This is a genomic window from Tardiphaga sp. 172_B4_N1_3 (assembly GCF_052076035.1).
Taxonomy (GTDB): Bacteria; Pseudomonadota; Alphaproteobacteria; order Rhizobiales; family Xanthobacteraceae; genus Tardiphaga; species Tardiphaga robiniae.
The window spans coordinates 3,904,612-3,929,546 of sequence record NZ_CP197238.1 but is presented as its reverse complement, the minus strand read 5'-3'; the positions used below and the strand labels follow the sequence as shown (position 1 = coordinate 3,929,546).

Sequence of the window (24,935 nt, the reverse complement as noted above, 5' to 3'; positions counted from 1 at the left end):
CAGCGTTGATACTCAGACCGGCCCCTGCGGGACATCCGCAAACCGCGTCAGCCAGACCACCGGACCGATGCTCGCAGCGACGATCAGCAGTGCGGCGAGTGCGCCCTCTTCGAAGCTGCCCCGACTGGCATATTGATAGATCGATGTCGCGAGCGTTTCGACATTGAGCGGTCGCAGTAACAGCGTTGCCGGCAATTCCTTCAGGCAATCCACGAAGACGACGATGACGGCGCCGAACAATGCCGGACGCAATAGCGGCAGTTGAATCACGCGCAGCGTGGTGATTGCCGGTGCGCCGGCGGCGCGGGCGCTGTCGTCGTAATCGACGGGGATGTGCTCGAAGCCGGCCTTGATGAAACCAGTCGGTACCGCCAGGAACCGGATCGCATAGGCGATCACCACGGCGGCGCCAGAGCCGACCATGACAAGCCCGGGCGATGCGAGGCTGAGCCATCCGGCGAGCTGGCTGAATCCATTGTCGATGAACAGCACCGGCGTCAGCAGACCCAGCGCCAGCACCGTTCCGGGCAGCGCATAGCCGGTCTGGGCGATGGCGACCGACAGGTTGGTCAGCCGCGAAGCACGCCAGCGCTGAGCGACGATCACCACGAGCCCAAGAAGCAGCGCGGCTCCCGTGGCAATTGCGGCCAGTGCAATGGTGTGGCCGGCATCGCGCCAAACCGTCGTTTCCATCGACAGCAGACCGCGGCGCAGGCTTTCACGCAGCAGATAGAGCAAGGGCACGGCGAAGCCGAGCAGGGCAGGGAGGAGACAGGCGGTGAAAGCAAGCCATCCGCGTGCACCCGTCAAAGGCGTGCGCGGTGCCAGTCGCGGATTCTCCGATGAGAATTCCACGCTGCCTTCGCGGCGGCCGAAGCGCTCGATGGTGATCAGCACCCCGACGATGGCGAGCATGAACAATGACAGCTGCGCGGCACCTGCAAGGCTGCCGCGATTGAGCCAGGTCGTGAAAACCGAGACGGTAAGCGTACGAATGCCCAGATATTCGCTGGCGCCGATGTCATTCAGCGTTTCCAGCGATACCAGTGCGAGGCCCACAGCGAGGGCGGGGCGCGCCATCGGTAGCGAGACCCGGCGGAACGTCGTCCAGCGATCGGCACCGAGTATCTTCGCGGCTTCAGCAAAATCGGCGCTGCGATGCTGGAACATCGCGCGGGCAGAGAGATAGACGTAGGGATACAACACGATGCCGATCACGAAGATGGCGCCGGGCAACGAACGCAGGCTCGGCAGCCACCCGATCGCGCCGGGCAACGACATTGCCGTTGCCAATGCGCGATGGACGAGGCCCAGTGGCTCGAACAGGTCCACATAGACGTAAGCGGCGAGATAGGTCGGAATCGCCAGCGGCAGCGGCAAGAGCCAGAGCATGAGCGTGCGGCCGGGGAAATCGTGCGCCGAGACCAGCCATGCGGCGCCGGCACCGACTGTGAGCGTAACGATACCGACGCCGATCAGGAGGGCTGCGGTGTCGCGCAGCGCTTGCGGTAATACATAGGCAATCAGATGCTGCCAAAGCTCAGGCTCCGGCTGCAGCGCCAGTAGCGCGATGCTGATGACAGGCGCAGCCACGAGGAGCGCGGTGGCAACTGCGACGAGAATCGCGAGCGCTTCGGTGCGGGAAGGCCTCACGGGCGTGCATGCCCGTGTGAGCACTCTCCACATGTCATCCCCGCGAAGGCGGGGATCCATACCCCAAGGAGAAGTAAGTCAGAAATTGCCGTAGCCACAGCGCCCTACCGAGAGTTCGGTGCGTATGCGTCCCCGCCCTGTGCGCGCTGCAGGCACACAGGGCGGGGACAACATACTGATAGGCTGTGTATCATCGCATCCTACGGAGCAATAGCCGGGCTCAATTATCAAACCCGACCTTGTCCACCAACGTCGACGCGGCTTTGCGGTTGGCGGCAATCTTGGCGATGGGCATCGGATCGGCGTTGAGCTTGCCATAGCCAGCGATGGTCGGATTGATCGTGATGCCGGCACGCACGGGATATTCATAATTGGCGTCGGCATAGACCTGCTGGGCATGCTCGCCTGCGAGCCATTCGATCAGTTTCATGGCGTTGGCCTTGTTCGGCGCATATTTGGCAAGCAGCACGCCGGACAGGTTCACATGGGTGCCGCCGCCTTCGAACGTCGGCAGGATCACTTTGGTGGCTTCGGCCCATGGCTTCTTGTCGGGATCGGCATTCATCATCAGCGCCCAGTAATAGGTGTTGCCGATGCCGAGATCGCATTTGCCGGCCGCAACATCCCGCGCGGTCTCGCGGTCGCCGCCCGACGGCTTCTGCGCCAGATTGGCCTTGACGCCGCGCAGCCATTCTTCGGCCTTGGCCTCGCCGTGCTTGGCGACATAGGCGGCGAACAGCCCATTATTGTAGATGTGCTGGCCGGAGCGGATGCAGATCTTGCCCTTCCACTTCGGATCGGCCAGTTCCTCATAGGTGATGGCGTCCTGCTTGACGCGATCCTTCGACGCATAGATCACGCGGGCGCGCATGGAGATGCCGGCCCAGTGGCCGTCGGGATCGCGATATTGCGCCGGCACGACCTTCTCGATCACCTCGGATTTCATCGGCTGCGTCACGCCCGCCTGCACGGCCTCGTCGATGCGGCCGATATCTACCGTCAGCAGCACGTCTGCCGGGCTGTTGGCGCCTTCGGCCTTCATGCGTTGCTCGAGGCCCGAGCTCGCCGAGATCACATTGACCTTCACACCGGTGTCCTTGGTGAAGGCCTCGAAGATCGGCTGCACGAGCTTGGTCTCGCGATAGGTATAGACATTGACCTCTTCGGCGGCCTGCAGCGCAGAAGCACCGAGGGCGGCGAAGACGACGGCGGTGGCGAGGGCGTGATGCTTGATCATGAAATGGCTCCGGCAAGGGGCGTATCTACAATGTCAGGTGGAGTAGCGCAGTGGGCGTTCGAATGTCAGTGACTGAACGTCGCGTGACAAAAGATTAGATTGATTCCAGATTCGAAAGTGGACCGCAGATGAGCAACGGCTTACCTGCGGCCCGTTGTTGAGGGCTTTTAGAAATTAGCTGTCACCGACGCCCGGAACGCACGTGGGGATCCCGGTGTGATGTTGTTCGGAGCATCGGCGGTGGCATAGTAGCTGGTATCGAACAGGTTCTCGATATTCAGCTGGGCACGCCACGTCTTGTCGAGCCGGAAATAGACAGCAGCATCGACGCGCGTGAAAGCCTTCAGCTTCACAGTATCATCCGACGTGGCGAAGAAGTCGTCGTAATGGATGACGCCAAGGCCGGCACCCCACATCTCGTTGAACTGATATTTGTTCCACATGGTGAAGGTGTTGAGTGGCACCAGGCCGACGCGGTTGCCCGCGACGATCGTGGCGGAGCTGGCATCGACGATGCGCGCATCGGTGTAAGCGTAGCCGCCGGTGACCTGCCACTGGTCGGTGACATAGCCTGTCAGGCTAAGTTCGGCACCCTTGGTGTTGGTCTTACCGAAGGCTTTAACTTGACCGTTCTCGATGAAACGCTGATTTTCGCGATCGAGATCATAGATTGCAGCTGAGGCCTGCAGGCGCGGATGGATATCCCATTTCACGCCGACTTCATTGTTGATGAATTTCTCCGGCACGGTGACCGCGAGGCTCGGCGTTAGAGAACTAAACTGGTCGCCGGCGCTCGGCAGATACGAAATGCTGTAGCTGCCATAGACCGAGACATTGTCAACCGGCTTGATGATCACGCCGGCGCGGGGCGAGACAAGGTTGTCGACACGGCTCTCCGAAGTGCCGCCCGAGTTGAGGTTCTGCGAGGTGAGGTCGAAACGATCGTAACGAACGCCGCCGATGAACTGCAGGTAGCGGCTGACCTCGATCTGGTCCTGAATATAGACCGATGCGACGTCGAGCGTCGCATAAGCGTTGGTGTCGGTAGCCGCGTGCGGGAATGACCACGGCTCGAAAATCGTTGGGTTGGACGCCGAGACAAGTCGGGTAGGGCTGCCGTTGAACTGGCCGGTGTTGCGGAGGCTGAACGTGTTCTGCCGTCCGAATTCGGTACCGAAGACAATCGTGTGCAGCACGGGGCCGGTATTGGTCTTGTAAGTCCAGTCGGTCTGATTGAACAGATTTTCGCGCTGGGCCAGGTTATTATAAGCCGAGATGGACGCCTGGCCCGAGGAGTCCACGAAGTACGTCGTGGTCGGGAAGACGTTCTGGTAGAACTTGTCGTAATTGGCGTAGCGCGACGAATTCTTGACCGAGAGACCGTTGTTGAAGTCGTGGTCGATCACGGCGTTCGCGATGTGGACGTCCTGCTTCGAATAACTCTGGTCCGGATTGCCGAAGAAGGTCGAGGCATTGGTTGCGAATGGCACGGTCGGACGTGCGTTCGTGGGCGCCGGCACCGTGCCTTGCGCCGGGATACCGCGATCCGCGGTGCGATCGTCATGCAGATATTCGTAGCTGAGCTTGACCTTGGTGTCCTCGCCGCGGATCGTCACAGTCGGGTTGATGCCGTAGCGCTCAAGATTGACGAAGTCGCGATAGCTGCCGGAGTTTTCATACATTGCGTTGATGCGCGCCGCGACATTTTCATTTACGGCGCCGCCGGTATCGATGGTGACGCGCTTGTTGTCGAACGAGCCACCCTGAACTGTCACTTCGCGGATCGGAACGCCGTCGGCTTCCTTCTGCACGCGATTGATGACGCCGCCGCCGCCGCCGCGGCCGAAGATCATGGCATTCGGTCCCTTCAGGACCTCGATACGCTGGGTGTTGTAGAGATCGCGGAAATACTGCACGTCGTCGCGGATTCCATCGATAAAGAAGTCGGCATTGGTGCGCTGGCCGCGGATGACCACGTCGTCGCGATTGCCTTCGCCCTGATGCGGCACGACGCCCGGCACGTAGCGAACCGCTTCGCCGATGCTGCGGAAATCCTGATCCCGGATGAATTCCTTCGTCAGCACCGTGACCGATTGCGGCACGTTGAGGAGCGCGGTGTTGGTTTTGGTGCCGCTCGAAATATTGCGGGTGATGTAGCCGACCTGGCCGGACTGTGCGTCCTGAGGGTTGACGCTGAGCGGCTGGCGAACCGGCTGCGGCACAACGGGGCGGGTGCGGGCGACGCGGCCGGATGCGGCGCGCTGCGGCTGGGCACGGCGGACGCGCGGCGCGCTGGGCGCGTCGACCTGCACCGGCGGCAATGTCGATGCGCCGGAATTCGCATTCTGTGCAATCGCCGGCTCTGCGATGCAAAATCCCGCCGCGATGATGGCCGCCGCGCTCGTCGAAATCAGAAAAGCTTTGCGCGCCGCCGTGCCGCGCCCCCCGATAGAAGTCCTGGAAGTCATTACTACGCCCCTGAAATATTCTCCGCTCATGCAAATGCCGGCGGTCCTTGTGCTTCCTCGGAAACACTTGGACACATCTGCAATTCGGAGTATTAGGCGCGAATTAGATGGCGTTTAGAATAATTCGAACTTCGCGGGATATGCCCAAGGTGTGTGATCTACGCACCAATGGCGTCTAGATAATTTGTAATCGTTCTAAACGAGGAGCGGCGGCTAGCCTGCGCCAAACGATTGGTCACTGGACAAGCGCTGCAATGCGCGTAAGCGCCGCAGTCACCGACACCTGGGATAAGGGAATATCGGGATGCCTCCGATGTTGTCTGACTGACTGGCTTTCCGAATGTCCCGCAGGCACGAGATTGAATGATGCGTGTTCTACTGATCGAAGACGATGCCATGTTCGGCAAGGCGCTGGTGCGCGGCCTGAGCGAGAATGGCATGAGTGTCGACTGGGCGCGCAATGGCCGCGATGGCTTCGCCGCGATGGACCGGTCGGAATATGCGGTCGCTCTGATCGACATTGGCCTGCCCAAGATGTCCGGCCTGGACGTGCTCAAGGCGAAAAGAAAAGCAGGCATGACCACGCCGGCCCTTATCATCACCGCGCGGGATGGCGTGTCCGATATGGTTGCGGGCCTCGATCTCGGCGCAGACGATTACATCGTCAAGCCGTTTGAATTGCCGGTACTGCTCGCGCGAATCCGCGCAGTCACGCGACGTGCGAATGGCCGCGTGATATCGCTCATGACGTCCGCGGAGATCACGCTGGATCCATCGACGCAGGTGGCGACATTCCGCGATATTAAGCATCTGCTGTCGGTGCGCGAATTTGCGGTGCTACAGGCTTTGATGGAACGCCCCGGGCAAATCCTGTCGCGCAGCCAGATCGAGAGCCGGATCTACGGTTGGGGCGAGGAAGTCCAGAGCAACGCAGTCGACGTGTTGATCCACGGACTGCGCAAGAAATTTGACAAGGACATTGTCCGCAATGTCCGCGGTGCGGGCTGGATGGTCACCAAGGAGGGCGCATGACGTCGTTGCGAAAGACCGTGATGACTTACGTCACGGGACTGCTGATCTTGGTCGGCGTTGCTGCGGCCATCACGTCCTATTATTTCGTCAAATACGAGGTGAACAGCTTCCAGGATAATGCCCTTCATGAGGTTGCACTCACGGCGGGCATGGTGTTCCGACATGATATCGAGCCGCGGATCGATGCCGAGCTGGAAGACCAGCTGGTGATCCAGATCTGGGATCAGTCGAAACAGCCCATTCACCGTTCAGGCCCTTCGGTCGATATCCCGTTTCAGTCGGAACTCGGCTATGCCGATGTGACCGCAGGTGGAGAGCGCTGGCGCGTGTTCAGGTCGCGTGATGCGACGCATGCGATCCAGGTTGCGCAGCGCTGGAGTGCACGTGAGGAAGTTGCCGCCTATGCGGCCGCGGGCGCTGCGGTGCCGTTGATCGCCGCCATTCCGATCGCATGGCTGATGATCTGGTGGGCCGTGAAGCGCGTATTGTCCGGGCTTGGGACACTATCGGCTGATATCGGCCAGCGCAGTGCCGATGCGAAGGACGCGCTAAGTCTGAAAGGCGTTCCGGTCGAAGTCGCTCCGCTGGTGACAGCCATGAATTCGCTGATCGAGCGACATCAGACCGCGCTGGAGACCCAGCGTCGCTTCGTGTCTGACGCGGCACATGAATTGCGGACTCCGCTCGCGGCGCTTCAGATCCAGATCGATAATCTGCGGGCACGGGAACTCAATGGGCCTGAGCGTGAAATCGCGCAGGATCTACTCGACGGGATTCGAAGGGCCTCTTATTCGGTCAACCAGTTGATGACCATGGTTCGCGCCGATGCCGGCATCGAAAGCGAAGCTGAGGTCGTCGATGCCGAGGCCTTCGTGCGGCTGGTGGTGTCCGGCTTCGTCTCCATCGCCGAGGCCAAGGGCGTCTCACTCGCGATCGTACCGGGGACGCGTGATGAATTGAATGTCCGTGCCGCCGATCTCCGGCTGATCGTCTCGAACCTGCTCGACAATGCGGTGCGTTACACGCGCGCCGGCGGCGCGGTCAGCATCAAGGCTGTGCGCCGAGGCACAGATTTCGTCATCGAGGTGATCGACAGCGGATGCGGAATTCCGGAATCCGCCGTGCCGTATCTCTACGACCGCTTCTTCCGTGCGGCGCCGATGGATATCGACGGCACGGGGCTCGGATTGGCGATTGCCCGGACGGCGGCGGATCGTAACGGCTTCAGCCTCGATATCGCAAACCGCGACGATGCTCAGGGCGTCAGGGCTGCCGTCTCGATCCCACTCGGTGACGTGTCGAACGAAGTCAGGCAGTTCGAAGCTGCGTAATTACGCTACGCGTCGTCACCTGGGAAAGCGTCGGCAAGCGCACGCAATGTCTCGGGTTCGCGCAACACGATGCGCTGCCGGCTGCTTTCGATCAGCCCGCGCTGTTCCCAGGTGCTGAGCGTGCGGCTCACGGTGAAGACCGTGGCGCCGGTCATTTCAGCGATATCCTGACGGCTCAACTGGAAATCGATCTCGATGCCTTGCGCGGTCTTGCGGCCTGATTGGTTCACCAGTCGCAGCAGGGCGTGAGCAACGCGCTGCTCGACCTGCTGGGTCGACATCTCGACCACGCGCGTATGCGCTTCCTGCAACCGGCTACCGACGGTCTTGAGCGTATTGGCGGCGAGAGCGGGATAGTCGGCAACCAGCCGCGTCCAGATCGTGGTAGGCCACACCAGAACCACGCTGTCATCCACCGCCGTTGCGGTCGCCGGATAAGCCGTCAGTCCCATCGCCTGACCGATCCCGAAGATCTCGCCGGTCGCGACATAGCGCACGATCACCTGTTCGCCGGCGGGCGTCATCTTGGTCGCGCGGATATGGCCATGGAGCAGCAGATAGAACGAGTGGACGTCCTCGCCCTGCTCGAAAATCACCTTGTTCTTCGGGACGCGGATCGAATGCGCCTCGCGCAGGATCGCCTCGCAGGCTGCGGTGTCGAGACTCTCGAACAGCGGCAGATGCGCGACCATGGAGCTGTCGACCGCCGACATGCGTTCTCCGTCAAATTCCCGTTCCGGCCACTTCTAGACCGTGATTGCGGGCGTCGATCAAGCGGAAGTTTGCGCTGGCGCAATGTCGAGGCCGGGCGGCAGGCCTAATTTGGCGCATCCGGCTGAAATGACCGGAGTTTACGGAGAAATACGATGCGCAAGGCTCTTATGCTTGCAACCGCCGCCGTCCTTTTCGCTCTGACAGGCGCCGCTGGCGCTGCGGAAGTCGAGGTCAAAATGCTCAACAAGGGCGCCGACGGGACCGCAATGGTGTTCGAGCCCGCACTGGTCAATGTGCAGCCCGGCGATACCGTGAAATTCGTGTCGACTGACAAGGCGCACAGCGTTGAATCGGTCAAAGGCATGCTGCCCGCCGATGCGACGCCCTTCATTGGCAAGATGAGCCAGGACCTCGTGGTGACCTTCGACAAGCCCGGCGTCTACGGCGTGAAATGCGCGCCACATTACGGCATGGGCATGGTGGGACTGGTGGTGGTCGGTGCGCCAACCAACGCGACCGAAGCCAAGGCAGTGACCCATCCCGGGAAGGCCAAGACAGCGTTCGCGGCGCTGTTCGAGAAAGTCGCTGCGAAGTAACACGCCCCAAACGGGAGAGTAACGATGACGCTTCTTCGTGTTCGCTCCATCGCCGATTGGCCGTTGCTCTCGGCCGGCTTCCGCCCCTTTTTCCTGCTCGGTGCGTGTTATGCCGGCTTGGGAATTCTGGTCTGGATGCCGGCCTTCCATGGCTGGCTGGCGCTGGCCACCGGTTTTGCGCCGCGCGACTGGCACATTCACGAGATGCTGTTCGGCTTCATGTCGGCCGTGGTCACCGGCTTTCTGTTCACGGCGATTCCGAACTGGACCGGCCGGTTGCCAATCCGCGGCTTGCCCTTGCTCGGGCTGGTCGTCCTCTGGATCGCGGGACGGATTTGCCTGACGTTTTCGGCCTATACCGGCTGGCTCGTGGCGATGCTGGTGGATGTGAGTTTCCTGACGCTGGTCGCTGCCGCTGCAACCCGCGAGATCGCGGCGGGCCGCAACTGGCGCAATCTGCCAGTGGTCGGCATCGTCGCCTTCCTGCTGCTCGGTAACATCGCCTTTCATGTCGAAGCTCATCTTGCTGGCGTCGCAGACGTCAGCATCCGGATCGGCGTCGCGGTCGTGGTGTTGCTGATCTCGCTGATCGGCGGGCGGATCATTCCGAGCTTCACCCGCAACTGGCTGGTGCGCGAGAATCCCGGTCGGCTTCCAGTGCCGTTCGCGCGTTTCGATATGGTTGTCATTGCCGTCAGCGCCGCTGCGGTGGTGCTGTGGATCGCGCGGCCCTTTGCCGAACTAACGGGAGTGGCTCTCGCGCTGGTCGGTGTGCTGCACATCATGCGTCTTGCGCGCTGGGCCGGCGATCGCACCTCGCGCGAGGGCCTGCTGCTGATCCTGCATATTGGTTACGCTTTCGTGCCGCTGGGTTTTCTGCTGAATGCCGCAGCGGCAGCAGGATGGGTCGCGCCCAGCGCCGGCCTGCATGCATGGATGGCAGGTGCGGCCGGCGTCATGACGCTGGCTGTCATGAGCCGGGCAACACTCGGTCATACCGGCCAGGCACTGCATGCCTCACGTACGACGCTGATGATCTATGCCGCCGTCATCGTGGCGGCACTGGCGCGGATCGGCGCCGTGATCGCGCCGGCTTACAGTCCGCCGCTGCTCCATGTTGCAGCATTGACGTGGGTCGCGGCCTTTATCGGCTTCGCCGTCTCATTCGGTCCGCTGCTGATCGGCTATCGCAAGCCACGCCGTTCCGACGCGGCGATGGCGCTCAGTCGCTAAATCGGTGAAGGCCGCTCAGGCCTTCATCGCCGCATTCGAAAATGCCACCTCGATCAGCGTGCCCGAGCTCGGCGCGGTCTTGATCTGGAAGCGCGCGTTGTTGGCTTCGACGAGGGCTTTGGTCAGCGACAGGCTGACACCCGAACTCTCCGAAGAATCCGCCGGCGTCGAACTCCGGAAGGGCTCCATCGCGGCGGCGAGTTCGTTGTCGTTGAGGCCGTGACCGGTGTCGCGGACGCGCAGTACGATCTCGCCGAAGTCCGACAATGCGGTGGAGACGATCACCTGACCGCCGGCATTGGCGAGATGGATCGAGTTGCCGATCAGATTCAGCGTGATCTGCCGCAGCGCACGGGCGTCGGCGACGACGGTCGGCAGCAGATGGGCCAGCGAGGTGCGGATGATGATGCGGCCACGATTGGCTTGCGGCTGCATCACCGCAACGCATTGCTCCACCATCTCGTTGAGGTTCTGCGTGGTGAAAGCGAGGTCGATCTTTCCGGTCTCGATGCGTGACAGATCGAGCAGATCGTTGACGATCGCGATGACGCGTTCGCCCGAGGCGCGAATGTCTTTCATGTATTCGACATAGCGCTCGTTGCCGAGCGGGCCGAAGCGCTGGTCGACCATCACTTCCGCGAAGCCGATGATGGCATTCAGCGGTGTACGGACCTCGTGGCTGATCCGCGCCAGCACATCCGCCTTGGCCGTTGCCGCACGATCGGCCTGGCGGCGTGCATTCAGCAGTTCGGTTTCGGTCTTCTTCGTCTGCGTCAGGTCGCGGAACACGGCAAAGAAGTTCGGTCCATCCGTGCGCGTGCGGCCGATGGTCATCGACAGCGACACGAGGCCTCCGGCGCGCACCTGGCCCAGCGCCTCACGGCCATGATCTATCAGGCTGGCTACGCCGGATTCCTTGACGCTTGCGAGATAGTCCTGCACCACGCGGCGGCTTTCTGCAGCGAACAGGTCGGTCAGATTCCGCTGCGTCAGTAATTCGCCGCTATAGCCGAACAGCGCCTCGGCGCTGCGGTTGCAGGAATTGATGTTGCCTTCGGCGTCGAACATGATGACGCCTTCGGCCGTGGTATCGAGGATTGTGGCCAGATCTTCGGCATCGATATGGCCAGCGGGCAATGGCGCGTCTGCAACGGGCGCAGCGATCGTAACAGGGGCGGCGACAGGCTCTGCCTTGGGCGGAGCGAAAATCAGCGCATGTGCCGGTTCGTTGTCCCATGAAATCGTGTACAGGTGCGCTTCGGCGGGCACTGTGTTGCCGGACTGGTCACCGCCCGAAATAGTGACGGCGGTGCCGTCATCGGAGGTGCTGGCCGCAGAAGAGACATCAGCTCCGACATAGAGCGCATCGAGGCCACCCGCTTCTTCCAGGGCGTTCAGGCTCGGATAGTTCATTCGGGCGAGGAAGGCGGGATTGGCGAACAGCAGGCGATCGAGGCGATAGATCAGGACGCCGACCGGCATCAGGTCGAGCAGCACCTTGTCGCGCATCATCTCGCCGCGCGGTGCAGCCGGTGGCGTTGTCAGCCAGGCAGCCTGTGACGCCGCCTCAGTTGGCTGAGACAAGGTCTGGGCAGCCGTCGGTGCATCGTCCGTCTCGCGGTCCGCTTCGGGTGTGTTCGTGCTCGTGATCAGTCCCGTTTCCGACTCAAGCCGCGCCGACAATTGCCGCGCAAGCTCGTTGAAGGCGCTGTTCTCGACAGGCGTCAGTGCCGGCGATCTGGGATCGCCTGGTCGAAATGGCACGACGTTCTCGGGTGGTTGCACGGTGCTGTCCGGTGTGGTTGGCGGTGGTGTCTGTTCTGGTATCGGGGTGGTGGTGAGGGCAATCGGTTCATCGAGACTGTCGCCGACAGGGCCGGCCTGCGCGACATCGGCGGATAATGGTCGGGGCGGTGGATCGCCGATGTGATCATGTCGACGTTGCTCGGCGAGCCGCGTCATTCCATCGAGATCACGGCAAACACCGAAACCGCGATAGCCGGTGAAATTGCGCTCGCGATCGAAAAGCGGCAGGCCAGAGAGTTCGACAGGCAGGCGGCCACCGCCATCCACCGGCCAGAGCAGCGTGATGCCACTCCATGTCTGCTGCGTGGCCATCGCCTTGACGACGTGGCTATCGGGATCGAGATTGAATTCGGCTGTGAGATCGTTCCACTTGTGGCCAAAGCTTGCCGCTGTGCGTGGGCCGATCAGGTGGACGAACTCGTCGGAGTTCAGTGTGAAACGCTTCTCCGCATCGATCTGCCATACGAAACGGAGCGGTGTCGTGCGCGGTTCGATCTCGGGCAGCGCGACGGACGCAGGTTGGTCGGCAACGGCTTCGACGGTCGGCGTCTGCGCATCAGTCTCAGTCGGTGCGTCGGCATGTGCGATGGTTTCGGCGATCACCTCTTCGAGATGTACGTCGCGATCGATCTCGGCTTTTTCCGGCTCGATCGGAGCGTCGATGTCGATAGCGTTTTCGCTCGGGTCTTTTGCCCCGGTGGCCTCATCGAATTCGACAAACAGGTCACTCGGCTCTGCAAGGGCGCTCTGTGGTTCAACGCTGGCTTCCGGCTCTGCCGGAGCCTCGAGTTCTTCTTCGCTCGGCGCCGGATGCACAGCGCCCGGCGCGATCAGCGCCACCAGTCCGACATCGGCGCCACTGCCCACGCGCTGCAGTACCATGCGGCCAAAGCCGATAGGTGTTTCGATGCGGCCGTCCTTCAGCGCGCCGTCGCGCGCATGATCGAGGCCGGCATCGGAGAGATTGCGAAAACCAAGCAGCGCCCGAGCCATTTCGTTGGCGCCGACGAACAGGCCGTCGCGTGCAAAGGCGGCGATAGGAGTGTCGATTCCCTCGACGAGATTTTGCAGACGTTCGACCAGCGGCATGCCGCGGCCACCGAGCGGCTCCGCTGCGACAACGAGAATGCCGCTGCCGCCATCGGGAAATTCAAGCTGCGAGCAGGCGCAGGTCATCAAGCTGCCCAGCGCCGCGCCGAAGCCGCGCAGGCGCTCCAGCCGCATTGCGCCACTGGCCGGCAACCGGGAGCCGAGCTGGGCTATCTGGCGGCGATGGGTATCGGCGGGGCCGAAAGTCCTGGCAAACAGGTCCGCTGCATTACGGGCGCCGAACAGTCGCGCGCCGACCGGATTGGCCCATAGCACACGGGTGCCGTCGCGCGACCACAGCCAGACCGGCTGGTTGCTGGTGGCATGTACGGCCAGCCGTGCATCGCCAACGCCCCGCAACTGAAAATCCGCATTGTTCATCGGCACTTCATGACTGACTCGTTGGGCGCCCGTCCGGTATCCGCGTCACAGATTGCGGGCCAAACGATGACATCCTTAATAATTCGTTAGTATCGCCCGCGCGGACGCGCAGGTCCACGTCCCCCGCCCATTCCAGCAGGGCAAAACAGCAATAACGTTAATCCGCTCCAAGGGTTCGGCATTCTGCCGAACGGAGGGGCTGGGCCATGCGTTGGCAGTTGCAAAACAAAAACAAAGGTCCACGATGGGATCGGACGAGGACGGGACGCCGCGTCACATCGGCGATGCCAAGCTCGGCTAGATTGCAGTGGGCGACACGGGAGACGGGGCCGTGGACGGCTTCGTCAATGCAAAATGGAGCGGGACATGACCGACCAATTCGAAATTCCGAAGGAAATGCGCGCAATGGCCGAAGCCAGCTTCGACCAGGCCAAGCAGGCATTCGAGAAATTTCTGGCCAGCGCCCAGAGCACGGCGTCGTCGATCGAAAATCGCGGTGAGACCGTGCGCGCCGGCGCTAAGGATGTCAGCACCAAGGCCATCGCCTATGCCGAGAAGAACGTCGCCGCGTCGCTGGATTATGCCCAGCAGTTGCTGCACGCCAAGGATCTCGGCGACGTCATGCGGCTCCACAGCGAATACGTGCAGTCGCAGATGAAGTCGCTGGCAGAGCAAGCCAGCGAAATGGGCCAGATCATGAGCCGCGCTGCCATGGACGCCGCCAAGCCCAAGAGCTGACCGACCCCTGCGCTCTCCGCCATGCAATCAGTGATTGATATTTAGCGAGTTCCATGACGTGGGCGCGCATTCGATCCGGGTCTCATGCGATTCTGCGGTGCAATATTTTGTTGCGCCGCACAATTCCGACATGATATTGCGGTAACCACAATGACGCATCGCTGATGGCGATGCCGCTCTGTTTCCCGCCAGCTGATGAAAGGCACCGGTGCCTTTCGCAGCCTCCACGGGTTTATTGATTTCACCCCCCACCACGAAGGATGCACGCTATGGCCGAATCGACCGATCCGTTCTCATCTTCCGTTATCCCGTTCCAGGTGCCGGAGCAGGTCCGCGCGTTCGCCGAAAAGGGCGTCTCGCAGGCGCGCGAGGGTTATGCCAAGTTCAAGGACGCTGCCGAGACCCATAACAGCACGGTTGAAGCCGTGTTCGGCACGGCCACCAAGGGCGCTGCCGAATATTCGGCCAAGCTGCTCGACATTGCCAAGACCAACACCAATGCGGGTTTTGACTTCGCCCAGTCGCTGATCGGCGTGAAGTCGCCTTCGCAGGCGATGGAGCTGTGGACCGCTTTTGCGCGCAGCCAGGTTGAAACCTTCACCGGTCAGACCAAACAGCTGGCCGAACTCGGCCAGAAGATCGCCACCGAGACCGCCGAACCGATCAAGACCGGCGCTTCGAAGCTGTTCCAGCCGGCCGCCTGAGCCGATCGCACCGCCAAATAATCGAAAGCCCGGGCCGCAAGCCCGGGCTTTTGTTTGCGCCAAAAATCATCATCGCGGCCTTGCCAAAGTGATGCGTTGCACCTAGTTTCCCGCCTGTTCGGGACCCCCTGATTTTGGGGCCGGTCAGGATGCAGTTGTAGCTCAGTTGGTTAGAGCGCCTGTTTGTGGAGCAGGAGGTCGGTGGTTCGAGACCACCCAACTGTACCATACAAATCAATCATTTAGCCGATTCGAGCGTGGCCGTTGCTTTGGGCTGCGACAATGTCTGACCGCTTGGGTCGGGCCGGCAATGCCGGCGCGCCGGTCAGATCATTCAGCGTGCCCACGATCTGCTCGGGGCTGTAGGGCTTGGGCAGAACAGCCCGCCTTCGGGCAACTCGACGTCGTAAATGCCCGCGTGCTTCCGCTAGGCCGGTCGTGGAACTCGATTGCCATCGTTCCGTTGGCTTCCCAACGACAGGGAGGCAATCATGATCGACGCTGATATCAGCAATACCGCTATTGCGATGATGTGCGACATCGCGCGCGCCTCTGGGCCCGATCTCAATGCCGAAAAACGTGCCGTGCTTGACGGGCTGATTGCTCAAGGGCTTGTCGAGGTAATCGATCAAGCCAAGCCGGCCGCGGGGCCGAAATTTAGGATCACGTTGAAAGGGCAGCAGCTCCTTGATGAGCGCGGCGTTGGCGTCAATGAGGCCTGATGCGGTTTTCTGCGTTGTTGTTACTTGCCTTTGCAGAGGACGTCGCTGACCCCGCCGAGAACCGCCTTGGTCCAGATGGCATAGCCGGCATCATTCAGGTGAATGCCATCGGTTGTGTATTTCGCTGGCATGGACGGGATGGTGACAAGGCTCGCGCCAGCATCGCCCGCGATGGTTGGCAGCAACGCGTTGTAGCTGTCGATCGCCCGGTCGTTGATGCGCGCGCTATCGGATTTGCCGGCTTCAACAGGTGTCACCGTCGCGATGGCCATTCGTGGAGCCGTGGATTTTAGCGTCGCGAGCAAAGCGAGATAGTTGGTCCTGTATGAGTCCGCGTTCACAGGGACCGCAGCATCATTGAGTCCGAGGGAGACGACGACCATGGCGGCCTGCTTCCCGCCAAGTGCTTTTGTCAGCATGGCATCGAGACCGCTCGATGTCGTCGATCCGTCGATTCCGGCATTGACGATGGGCCGACCGCATACGGCACGGGGGAAGGTTGCGCGTTTGACGATACTGTCGCCGAGGATGATGACGGGATCATCGACCTGTTTCAATGCTGCCCTGATCAGAAGTGGGCGCGGCGGCGTCGCGTCATTTCCTTTGGGCCATGCCGCCCAGCCGCACAACCCCACGAAGCCGATAATGCCAATACGGGTCCAGTTCATGATCGTGGACCGTCCGCGCAGGTTCGGAGTATCGCTCTTGTCTCACTGTTCATCCTGGACCGTCTCTCGCACGAGGTCGCGACGGGGCAACGGCGCCGCGATGTCCGGGAGAAACTACAGGGCCGGCGCGAAGGCAAGCCCGATCCCCGTCACGTCCACCTTGCCAAGCTGGCAATCGTCTCCGACACTCCCACGATAACGTGCAACCAGGGGGGACTAATGTCGGTACGTCCAGGGATTTTGAGCGGGTCGCTTGCCATGTCACTCATGATCGGCGCGTCGTTCTTGGCGACGCCGTCGCAAGCCTATACCGACGATCAGCAACAGCTCTGCACCGGCGATGCCTTTCGGCTCTGCAGTGCAGCCATTCCTGATGTGGATCGCGTGACGGCCTGCATGATCCAGAAGCGGGCGCAATTGAGCCCGGGCTGCGCGCAATTCTTTCGGGCAACGCCGGTCAGCGCGCGCAAACCCACGATCAAGTCGCGAAGGGCGAAAAAACCGACTCGTCCGAGCTGATCAGGCTTCGCTCTCACGTGAACGGACGTTTAGTCAGCGTGCAGAACGGCGTGATCTTGCCGAGTCGCCGCACCGTGACGCCATCGATCGTGGCAAAAAAATGAACCCGTGACAAACTGACACGTTGGTATCACGTCACGAAGCAACATCTCCAAACCACAAGGAGCGTCATTTTGAGCAGCGAAACCAATATCGACTACAAGGCCGAACTCAATCGGCACCTTGCATGGTTCGAAACCAAACTTCCGCCCCGACCGGCTCGATTTGTAGGTTGGTTGCGCAAGCCCTCATCGAAGCTCATTCGATTCCCGCTTGGCATTTTGCTGATTATCGGTGGGATTTTCAGCATTCTTCCCGTGCTGGGCCTCTGGATGCTGCCGCTCGGACTCATCCTCATCGCGCAGGATATTCCGCCGCTGGAAAAACCGGTGGCGCAGTTTCTCGGTTGGCTTGAGCGAAAGTGGATCGAACGTCAGCGCGCGAAGGGCATTGCTATCGAAGGTCCGGACTCAACTCGTTCCAACGGCGCTGATAGCAAGATTTGAGCGCCTGACTTGATACCAGAGTGCGACAAAGTGGCGACAAGCGTACTACACCTGACTCATTTCGGGCCTGTTGCGCCGCACTGTGTGACTCAAAAACCAACATTCCAAACAAATCAGGCACATATCCTTGAATTACGCGTAAATATGACTTTAACGAATCAGCAGACTGATTCATTTTCGCCTCCTGGGGTCAATCTGGAGGCCAACATATGAACGTCATAGTTTTCGCATCGCGTAAAGGCGGCTCGGGGAAGAGTACCCTGGCTGCACATCTTGCTGCTCAAGTTCATAAATCAACGAAGCCTTGCTTGCTCATCGACGCGGATCCGCAGGGTTCGTTGACGCTGTGGCACAAGCTGCGGGGAACAAATGAACCGCCGCTGAAGATCGCAAATCGCAGCGTGACCGAAATGGTTGCCGCCGCGAAGCGTGATGGTTTCGAATGGGTGTTCATCGATACGCCGCCGAACACATCGGCTGTGGTCGACGATGCCATCAAGAACGCAACCATGGTGATCATTCCTGCGCGTCCCGGCGTGTTCGACGTCGACGCCGTGCAGGCAACGATTCAGTCTTGCCGTTCGGCCCGCAAGCCCTATGCGGTTGTCATCAATGGTGCGCCGGCACGCCGTGACGATTCCGAAAGCCGTATCGTGACGATCGCCCGCGAAGCGCTCGCCAAGTTCAAGGCTCCGGTGTGGTCCGGTCAGATCACCAACCGTGCAGATCTCCTGCTCGCGCTTGGCAACGGCGAAGGCGCCCGCGAATATCAGGCAGAAGGTCGCGCAGCCAGCGAGATCGGGAAGCTGTGGGCGGCGATCGAACGTTCGATCAAGGCTATTCGTGGCAACGGATCGGCGACCGGCGCGATGCACAAGCAGGCGGCCTGATAGCCGTTCTGCTCTTTTGACCCCAGAAAAAGCGCGCGAGACCTTCGCGCGTTTTTTGTCGTTGGTATGACCGCGACGGTGGGGTGTTCACGCCTATGCTGAAATGGCGATATCTCCGGCGGGTGAAGTCACCCCTTGGGTGACTTCACGGAAGTTGTCTATGTCAGCCGGACGGCCGAGCAGATAGCCCTGCGCCTCGTCGCATTTCTCGTCGCGCAGGAATGCGAATTCCGCTTCGGTTTCCACGCCTTCGGCGAGCACCGGTAGCCCAAGCCCGCGGCCGAGGCCGAGGACGGCGCGCACGATTGCTGCTGCCTGGCTGTTGGTGTTCACCGACCTGATGAATGATCCGTCGATCTTGATCTTGTCGAAAGGGAATGCGCGCAGGTTCGACAGCGACGAGTAGCCGGTGCCGAAATCATCCATGGCGATGTGAACGCCGAGCGCCTTGATCCGGCGGAGTGTCAGCAATGCGCGATCGAAGTCGCGGATCAGCGCAGTCTCGGTGATCTCCAGTTCGAGCCGATGCGGGGGCAGGCCGGTTTCCAGCAAGACCTCATGGACGGTTGCGACAAAGCTATCGTGGTGGATCTGAACCGCCGAGACATTGACCGCGATGGTCAACGGATGCTTCCACGTCGCCGCTTCGCGGCAGGCGGCGCGCAGCACCCATTCGCCGATGCCGAGAATGGCGCCGGTGTCTTCCGCAATCGGAATGAAGATGTCGGGGCGAATATTGCCGCGGACGGGATGGTTCCAGCGCAGCAGTGCCTCGAAGCCGATCACACGGCCCGACTCCATGGTGCCCTGGGGCTGATAGACCACTTTCAGCTGATTGGCATCGATGGCGTTGCGCAGATCGTGTTCGAGCAGCCGGCGGTCGCGCACGGCTTCCCCCATTGCAGGTTCGAAGAAGCGCCATGTCGCGCGGCCTTCGGATTTGGCGCGGTAGAGCGCGGTGTCGGCGCAAGCGAGCAACGTGTCGCGATCACTGGAGTCGTCGGGGCAGAGTGCGATACCGACACTGGCGGTGACGCTGCCGAGTTCGAAGGTGGCATCCTTGCTCCGGAATGCTTCCAGTATCCTGTCGGCGAACTGACTCGCAGCTGCGGGCGAGGTCAGGTTTGGCAAGAGAATGGCGAACTCGTCGCCGCCAAGACGCGCCATCATCTCGCCTTCGCCAAGCAGGGCGGTGATGCGGGCCGTTACGCTCTTGAGGACCTTGTCGCCGGCGGCGTGGCCGAACAGGTCATTGACCTGCTTGAACTGATCGAGATCCAAAGCGAGTACGGCGAGCGGGTGGTCCTTGGATAGTGTCGCAATCTCCTGATCGATTCGATCATGGAACGTGCCGCGATTGGGCAGTCCGGTCAGGGAGTCGTAGTGGGCGAGATAGCGGATGTGCTGTTCGGCCTGCTTGCGTTCGCGGAGGTCACGTACAGCGATGACCTGATGCGGCTTCCCCGCAAAGTCGAGTCCACGCAGGATCAATTCAACCGGAATCGTCTGGCCGTTGCGCTGCCGCAGGCTCGCTTCCACCGATTTGTCAGGCTGGCTCATGATCTGCGTCCGCGTATCTCCATCGGGGAAGCAGTCTTGCAGACGCCCGCCAATCAGCAATTCAGCGGACGATCCCGCCAGCGCGGCGAAGGACGTGTTGACCGTGACGATCGTGTCGCCGTCGCACACCAGCAAGCCTTCGACGGCAGCATTGGCGAGTCCGCGCATGCGGTCGGCTTCGAGATCGGAGCGGCGGTGATCACGGATATCCAGCACGATGCCAGCCAGCGCCAGGCCAATGATGGCGAAGCTGATCAATGAGACGCCAAGTGCGAGCCATCCGGCGGGGATGGTCAGCGGCGAGACGGCGATGGTCGGATCCGGGGTGATCGTGACCGCGCTCATCGCCGTGAAATGGTGACTGCAGATCGCGAGCGTTAGCAGCAGCGCGCCGCTGATCTTCCAGCGCAGGGTGGTGCCATGCAACCCTACCGGAAGCGCGATCGCACCGAGCACGGCTCCCAATACGATCGAGACGATGACGAGCGTCGTATCCCAGTTGATGCGCGCCTGAAGTTCGAAGGCGGCCATGCCGGTGTAATGCATCGCCGCGATGCCGCCCGCGACGACGGCGCCGCCGATCCAGAGGCCGGCACGAAAATTCGGGATCAACGATACGGCGAGGCCGGCGCCGGTCAGCAGCAGCGCGGCGATCAGCGAGACGACCGTAAGTACGATATTGTAGCCGCTCGGCATCCCCGGCGAGAACGCCAGCATCGCTACGAAATGCGTGGCCCAGATGCCGAAGCCCGTGGAGATCGCGGATACCGCGAGCCAGACGAGGCGCATCTGGCCTGTGGCGCTTCGCGCATGACGGAGCAGGTTGATAGCAGCGAGGGACGCGATCGCGCAGATGATGGCCGCGAGTCCGACGAGCCTGAAATCATGGGCATTGGCGATGCAGTTATAGATCGTAAGCATGTACAGATACCGCGAGCGGGATTACCGCAATTGCGCGGGACGTTAGATATAAGTACGTAAAGACACGTAAATACCGGCGATCGGCGCTATTAGATCGCCCCGTGTGCTATCGCTGCGCATGCTTATCCAACCGTAAATTTTGCGGATATTCGCCGGCTCTTGATGACCTAAAGGTGTGGTCGCATTTCAGCGCCACCCTCACCGGGCAAAAACTGTAACGACTGATCAACCGTTTTCTAACATCGCGCCCGCACGTCGCATTCGCGTCACCGGTCGACGCGGCTGACCACGTCCATCAACTCGGCAATCTTGCGGCGTTGATCGGCCTTGTCGCCTGACGAGATCGCGTGCTCAACGCAATGCGCGATATGGTCGCGCAGGATCTCTTCCTCGACGCGTCGCAACGCTGCGCGGGCCGCGGCGATCTGCGTAACCACATCGATGCAATAGCGGTCGGCCTCGACCATGCCGGCCAAGCCGCGGACCTGGCCTTCGATCCGTTTGAGGCGTTTTAAACAGGACGTCTTGATCTCGCTGCGCATGAGGTCCATATACCCCCATAGGGTATATGTTTCAAGAGGCGAGGTCACGGTGGCAGAGACAACTCACACGCATACGGGGCACGATGCCCATGCCGGTCACACGCATGGCGCATGCTGTTCGCATGGTCACCATCACGCCGAGGCTGCGCCGACCAAAGTGCTCGATCCGGTCTGCGGCATGACCGTCGATCCCGCCACCGCCAAGAACCGTCTGATCTATCAGGGCCATGAGTATTTCTTCTGCAGCGCGCGCTGTCGCGAGCGGTTCAATGCGGATCCCGAGAGTTTCCTGAAGCCGAAGGAGCCCGCGCCGCCCGCGCCAGCCGGCACCATCTATACCTGCCCGATGCACCCGGAGATCCGTCAGGAAGGACCCGGGAGCTGTCCGATCTGCGGCATGGCGCTGGAGCCGGAGCAGGTCTCGCTCGACGACAAGCCCGATCCTGAACTGATCGACATGACCCGGCGCTTCTGGATCGCGCTGGCACTGACATTGCCCGTGTTCGTGCTGGAGATGGGCGCGCATCTCGGCCTGATGCAGCTGGTATCGCAGACCACATCGAACTGGATCTCGTTGGTGCTGGCGACACCCGTGGTGCTGTGGGCCGGCGCGCCGTTCTTCGAACGTGGATGGCGCTCGGTGGTAACGCGCAATCTCAACATGTTCACGCTGATCGCCATGGGCACCGGTGTGGCGTGGATCTACAGCGTCGTGGCCACCTTCGCGCCCGGTCTGTTTCCCGACACGTTCCGTGACCATCACGGTGCAGTGGCGGTCTATTTCGAAGCCGCTGCGGTCATCACAGTGCTCGTTTTGCTCGGACAGGTGCTCGAGCTGCGTGCGCGCAATCAGACGTCAGGTGCGATCCGCGCGCTGCTCGGGCTTGCGCCGAAGACCGCGCGGCGCATTGGCAAGGATGGTGATGAGGACGTTGCGCTCGACGCCATCGCCATCGGCGATTTGTTGCGGGTGAGGCCGGGCGAGAAAATTCCGGTCGACGGCGTCGTTACCGAGGGGCGTTCGTCGGTGGATGAATCCATGGTCACCGGCGAGTCCATGCCGGTGACCAAGGCCGAAGGCGCGCGCGTCATCGGCGGCACAGTCAACCAGAGCGGCGGCCTCGTACTGCGGGCCGACAAGATCGGCCGCGATACGATGTTGTCGCGCATTGTCGACATGGTCGCCAAGGCACAGCGCTCGCGTGCGCCGATCCAGCGTCTCGCTGATCGTGTCGCCGGCTGGTTCGTGCCGGCCGTGCTGGCCGCGGCGGTGATTGCATTCATCGCCTGGGCGTCATTCGGCCCGGAGCCGCGGCTCTCGTTCGCGCTTGTTGCTGCGGTCACCGTGCTGATCATCGCGTGCCCCTGCGCGCTCGGTCTCGCAACACCCATGTCGATCATGGTCGGCGTCGGCCGCGGCGCCCATGCCGGCATTCTGGTGCGTGACGCGCAAGCGCTGGAGCGCCTGGAAAGCATCGACACCATTGTGATCGACAAAACCGGTACGCTGACGGAAGGCAAGCCGAAACTGGTGAGCATCACGCCGGCGGAGGGATTCAACGAAAGTGAGATTCTGCAACTTGCTGCGAGTATCGAACGTTCCAGCGAGCATCCGTTGGCGCAAGCCATCGTCAATGAAGCAAAGCAACGCAATGTGGTGCTGAGCGATGCCAGTGACTTCGCCTCGCCGTCCGGCAAAGGCGCGTCGGGTGTGGTCAATGGCAAGCGCGTTGCGCTGGGCAATGCGATGCTGATGAACGAATTGAAAGTGGACACAACGCGCTCCGACGGCGTCGCTGAACTGGCGCGGCAGAACGGTGCGACTGCCATCTTCGTTGCTATTGATGGCAGCGTCGCCGGTGTGATGGCGATTGCCGATCCCGTAAAGCCATCAGCGCAGGACGCCTTGAAGAAGCTGCGCGCCGACGGCCTGCGGATCGTCATGCTCACCGGCGACAATGCGACGACGGCTAAAGCCGTGGCAAAGACACTGGGTATCGATGAGGTCGAGGCGGGTGTGTTGCCGGAGCGCAAGAGTGACGTGGTCACACGTCTGCGCGGCGAAGGCCGCCGGGTCGCCATGGTTGGCGATGGCGTCAACGATGCACCTGCGCTGGCTGCTGCGGATGTCGGCATCGCCATGGGGACCGGCACCGATGTGGCGATCGAGAGTGCTGGCGTGACGTTGCTGACCGGCGATCTGATGGGGCTGGTGCGCGCGCGCGAACTATCAAAGGCTGTGATGAGCAATATCCGTCAGAATCTGATTTTCGCCTTCATCTACAACGCGGCCGGCGTGCCGATTGCGGCCGGTGTGCTGTATCCGATCTTCGGCATCCTGCTGTCGCCGATGCTCGGCGCTGCAGCGATGGCGCTGTCCTCGGTGAGCGTGATCGGCAATGCGCTCCGGCTGGCGAAAGTGAAGCTGGACTGACAATTCGCAGGCGCAAAAAAAAAGCCGGACTCAAACGAGTCCGGCTCTGAGGTATTGGCCTCGAGAGGCCGACACAATCACCTTCCAAGAGGGATTACTGAGACTTCGCACCACTGGAGGAGGGGGACAAATGCGCAGCGCAAAATCTCAGCGTCTGAGAAGTATGATCCCTGAAGGTGGCATGCAGCAACGCATCACTTGGCATGTCTGACATGCTGGGAAGCGTGGGCATATCTGCCCTGAAATATTGCGGGTTAGGACGGCCAGCGCTGCGCCTTGCTGACGATGAAGTCGCGGAACACCTGCACACGGGCGACCGTCTTCAACTCTTCGGGATAGACAAAATAAGTGTCGAGTTGAATCGAGTCCGACTCGCTGAAGAGCTGAACCAGACGATCGTTTTCTTCGACCAGGTAGTCCGGCAATGCTGCAATGCCCAAGCCCTGCTGGCAGGCGCGCATCAGGCCCAGAATATTGTTGACCTTGAAGTAGGGTTCACGCGGGCCGGAGCCGTTGCGCCCGGCATCGATCAGCCAGCTGCGGTTTTGCAGGTGCGGGGACACCTGGGCGTCGCTGAGCATGATGATGCGGTGCCCGTCGAGTTCGTCGAGGGTGCGCGGGGTGCCGAAATGCTTGATATATTCCGGCGAGCAATAAGCGTGGAATCCCATGGCGAACAGCTTGCGCTGGATCAGGTCCGGCTGGGTCGGCTTGCGGGTGCGGATGGCCACATCGGCTTCGCGCATCGACAGGTCGAGTTCCTCGTCGGTGACGATCAGCGAAATGCGGATTTCCGGATAGAGCGCGGTGAACTCGCCAAGGCGCGGGATCAGCCAGTTGATGCCGACGCCCGGGGTTGTGGTGACCTTGAGGTCGCCGCTAGGCCGCTCGCGGCTGTCAGTCAGCTTTGCGCGGGCCGCCTGGAGCTGCATGAACACGTCATGGGCGGTGCGGAACAGCAGGTCGCCCTGTTCGGTGAGGATCAGGCCGCGGGCGTGACGGTGGAACAGCGAGACCGCCAGCTCCTGCTCGAGCGCGCTCACCTGTCGTGAGACTGCCGATTGCGACAGGCCCAGTTGCTCGCCTGCATGCGTGAAGCTCCCCGCTTCCGCCGCCGCGTGAAACACCTTCAGCTTGTCCCAGTCCATATCT

20 protein-coding genes and 1 tRNA gene are annotated in these 24,935 nt (G+C 61.4%); 12 read left to right on the top strand and 9 right to left on the bottom strand.

What is annotated here, in order from left to right; genetic code table 11:
* Positions 1–12 precede the first annotated feature (12 nt).
* The 3 genes from AB7783_RS18630 to AB7783_RS18620 all read right to left on the bottom strand — a co-directional run bounded on the left by AB7783_RS18630 (position 13) and on the right by AB7783_RS18620 (position 5,358).
* Entirely contained in the window at positions 13–1,686 is a 1,674-nt protein-coding gene (locus tag AB7783_RS18630) for an ABC transporter permease (protein ID WP_441278450.1), read from the bottom strand.
* Positions 1,687–1,873: 187 nt separating this feature from the next.
* Positions 1,874–2,890: a Fe(3+) ABC transporter substrate-binding protein gene (locus AB7783_RS18625; protein WP_441278449.1), complete on the bottom strand. Its 1,017-nt coding sequence runs from the start codon at positions 2,888–2,890 to the stop codon at positions 1,874–1,876.
* A gap of 167 nt (positions 2,891–3,057) precedes the next feature.
* On the bottom strand, positions 3,058–5,358 hold the full coding sequence (locus tag AB7783_RS18620) for a TonB-dependent receptor (RefSeq protein WP_441278448.1): 2,301 nt from the start codon (positions 5,356–5,358) through the stop codon (positions 3,058–3,060).
* Positions 5,359–5,724: 366 nt separating this feature from the next.
* Here AB7783_RS18620 and AB7783_RS18615 point away from each other — a divergent pair, with 366 nt between their 5' ends.
* The gene (locus AB7783_RS18615; RefSeq protein WP_175367893.1) at positions 5,725–6,390 is read left to right on the top strand and encodes a response regulator transcription factor; all 666 of its coding nucleotides are present in this window, start codon (positions 5,725–5,727) and stop codon (positions 6,388–6,390) included.
* On the top strand, positions 6,387–7,721 hold the full coding sequence (locus AB7783_RS18610) for an ATP-binding protein (RefSeq protein ID WP_441278447.1): 1,335 nt from the start codon (positions 6,387–6,389) through the stop codon (positions 7,719–7,721). The genes AB7783_RS18615 and AB7783_RS18610 overlap by 4 nt, the downstream gene beginning before the upstream one ends.
* A gap of 5 nt (positions 7,722–7,726) precedes the next feature.
* Here the strand turns inward: AB7783_RS18610 and AB7783_RS18605 are convergent, their stop codons facing one another.
* Positions 7,727–8,434: a Crp/Fnr family transcriptional regulator gene (locus AB7783_RS18605; protein ID WP_441278446.1), complete on the bottom strand. Its 708-nt coding sequence runs from the start codon at positions 8,432–8,434 to the stop codon at positions 7,727–7,729.
* 153 nt (positions 8,435–8,587) lie between these two features.
* On the opposite strand from AB7783_RS18605, the gene AB7783_RS18600 reads away from it, so the two are divergent.
* Complete coding sequence (locus tag AB7783_RS18600) at positions 8,588–9,031, top strand: pseudoazurin (RefSeq protein WP_441278445.1); 444 nt, start codon at positions 8,588–8,590, stop codon at positions 9,029–9,031.
* 24 nt (positions 9,032–9,055) lie between these two features.
* Positions 9,056–10,264: an NnrS family protein gene (locus AB7783_RS18595; RefSeq protein WP_441278444.1), complete on the top strand. Its 1,209-nt coding sequence runs from the start codon at positions 9,056–9,058 to the stop codon at positions 10,262–10,264.
* 15 nt (positions 10,265–10,279) lie between these two features.
* Here AB7783_RS18595 and AB7783_RS18590 read toward each other — a convergent pair whose 3' ends face one another.
* A complete protein-coding gene (locus tag AB7783_RS18590) occupies positions 10,280–13,540 on the bottom strand; it encodes a PAS domain-containing protein (protein ID WP_441278443.1) in 3,261 nt (1,086 codons plus the stop codon).
* A 366-nt stretch (positions 13,541–13,906) separates the two neighbouring features.
* Here AB7783_RS18590 and AB7783_RS18585 point away from each other — a divergent pair, with 366 nt between their 5' ends.
* The 4 genes from AB7783_RS18585 to AB7783_RS18570 all read left to right on the top strand — a co-directional run bounded on the left by AB7783_RS18585 (position 13,907) and on the right by AB7783_RS18570 (position 15,704).
* Entirely contained in the window at positions 13,907–14,278 is a 372-nt protein-coding gene (locus AB7783_RS18585; RefSeq protein ID WP_115033036.1) for a phasin, read from the top strand.
* Between the two features lie 269 nt (positions 14,279–14,547).
* Positions 14,548–14,982 (top strand): phasin, encoded by a 435-nt coding sequence (locus tag AB7783_RS18580; RefSeq protein ID WP_068728746.1) that lies wholly within the window; start codon positions 14,548–14,550, stop codon positions 14,980–14,982.
* Between the two features lie 151 nt (positions 14,983–15,133).
* A tRNA-His gene (locus tag AB7783_RS18575) sits at positions 15,134–15,210 on the top strand.
* 263 nt (positions 15,211–15,473) lie between these two features.
* Complete coding sequence (locus tag AB7783_RS18570) at positions 15,474–15,704, top strand: hypothetical protein (protein ID WP_089266247.1); 231 nt, start codon at positions 15,474–15,476, stop codon at positions 15,702–15,704.
* A gap of 20 nt (positions 15,705–15,724) precedes the next feature.
* On the opposite strand, the gene AB7783_RS18565 is transcribed toward AB7783_RS18570, so the two are convergent.
* Positions 15,725–16,372, bottom strand: coding sequence for an SGNH/GDSL hydrolase family protein (locus AB7783_RS18565; protein WP_093757110.1), 648 nt, complete (start codon positions 16,370–16,372; stop codon positions 15,725–15,727).
* A 258-nt stretch (positions 16,373–16,630) separates the two neighbouring features.
* Between AB7783_RS18565 and AB7783_RS18560 the strand changes: the two genes are divergently transcribed.
* The 3 genes from AB7783_RS18560 to AB7783_RS18550 all read left to right on the top strand — a co-directional run bounded on the left by AB7783_RS18560 (position 16,631) and on the right by AB7783_RS18550 (position 18,326).
* Positions 16,631–16,891: a hypothetical protein gene (locus AB7783_RS18560; RefSeq protein ID WP_441278442.1), complete on the top strand. Its 261-nt coding sequence runs from the start codon at positions 16,631–16,633 to the stop codon at positions 16,889–16,891.
* A gap of 173 nt (positions 16,892–17,064) precedes the next feature.
* On the top strand, positions 17,065–17,436 hold the full coding sequence (locus AB7783_RS18555; RefSeq protein WP_244499613.1) for a hypothetical protein: 372 nt from the start codon (positions 17,065–17,067) through the stop codon (positions 17,434–17,436).
* Between the two features lie 209 nt (positions 17,437–17,645).
* Positions 17,646–18,326, top strand: coding sequence for a ParA family protein (locus AB7783_RS18550; protein WP_068728738.1), 681 nt, complete (start codon positions 17,646–17,648; stop codon positions 18,324–18,326).
* A 93-nt stretch (positions 18,327–18,419) separates the two neighbouring features.
* Here AB7783_RS18550 and AB7783_RS18545 read toward each other — a convergent pair whose 3' ends face one another.
* Both AB7783_RS18545 and AB7783_RS18540 read right to left on the bottom strand, forming a co-directional pair.
* On the bottom strand, positions 18,420–20,807 hold the full coding sequence (locus AB7783_RS18545; protein WP_441278441.1) for an EAL domain-containing protein: 2,388 nt from the start codon (positions 20,805–20,807) through the stop codon (positions 18,420–18,422).
* Positions 20,808–21,073: 266 nt separating this feature from the next.
* Complete coding sequence (locus AB7783_RS18540; RefSeq protein ID WP_441278440.1) at positions 21,074–21,349, bottom strand: metal-sensitive transcriptional regulator; 276 nt, start codon at positions 21,347–21,349, stop codon at positions 21,074–21,076.
* Here AB7783_RS18540 and AB7783_RS18535 point away from each other — a divergent pair.
* Positions 21,348–23,783: a heavy metal translocating P-type ATPase gene (locus tag AB7783_RS18535; protein WP_441278439.1), complete on the top strand. Its 2,436-nt coding sequence runs from the start codon at positions 21,348–21,350 to the stop codon at positions 23,781–23,783. The two genes, AB7783_RS18540 and AB7783_RS18535, sit on opposite strands and share 2 nt — an antisense overlap.
* A gap of 254 nt (positions 23,784–24,037) precedes the next feature.
* Here AB7783_RS18535 and AB7783_RS18530 read toward each other — a convergent pair whose 3' ends face one another.
* Positions 24,038–24,931, bottom strand: a complete 894-nt coding sequence (locus AB7783_RS18530) for a LysR family transcriptional regulator (protein ID WP_089266250.1) — start codon at positions 24,929–24,931, stop codon at positions 24,038–24,040.
* Between the last annotated feature and the right edge of the window lie 4 nt (positions 24,932–24,935).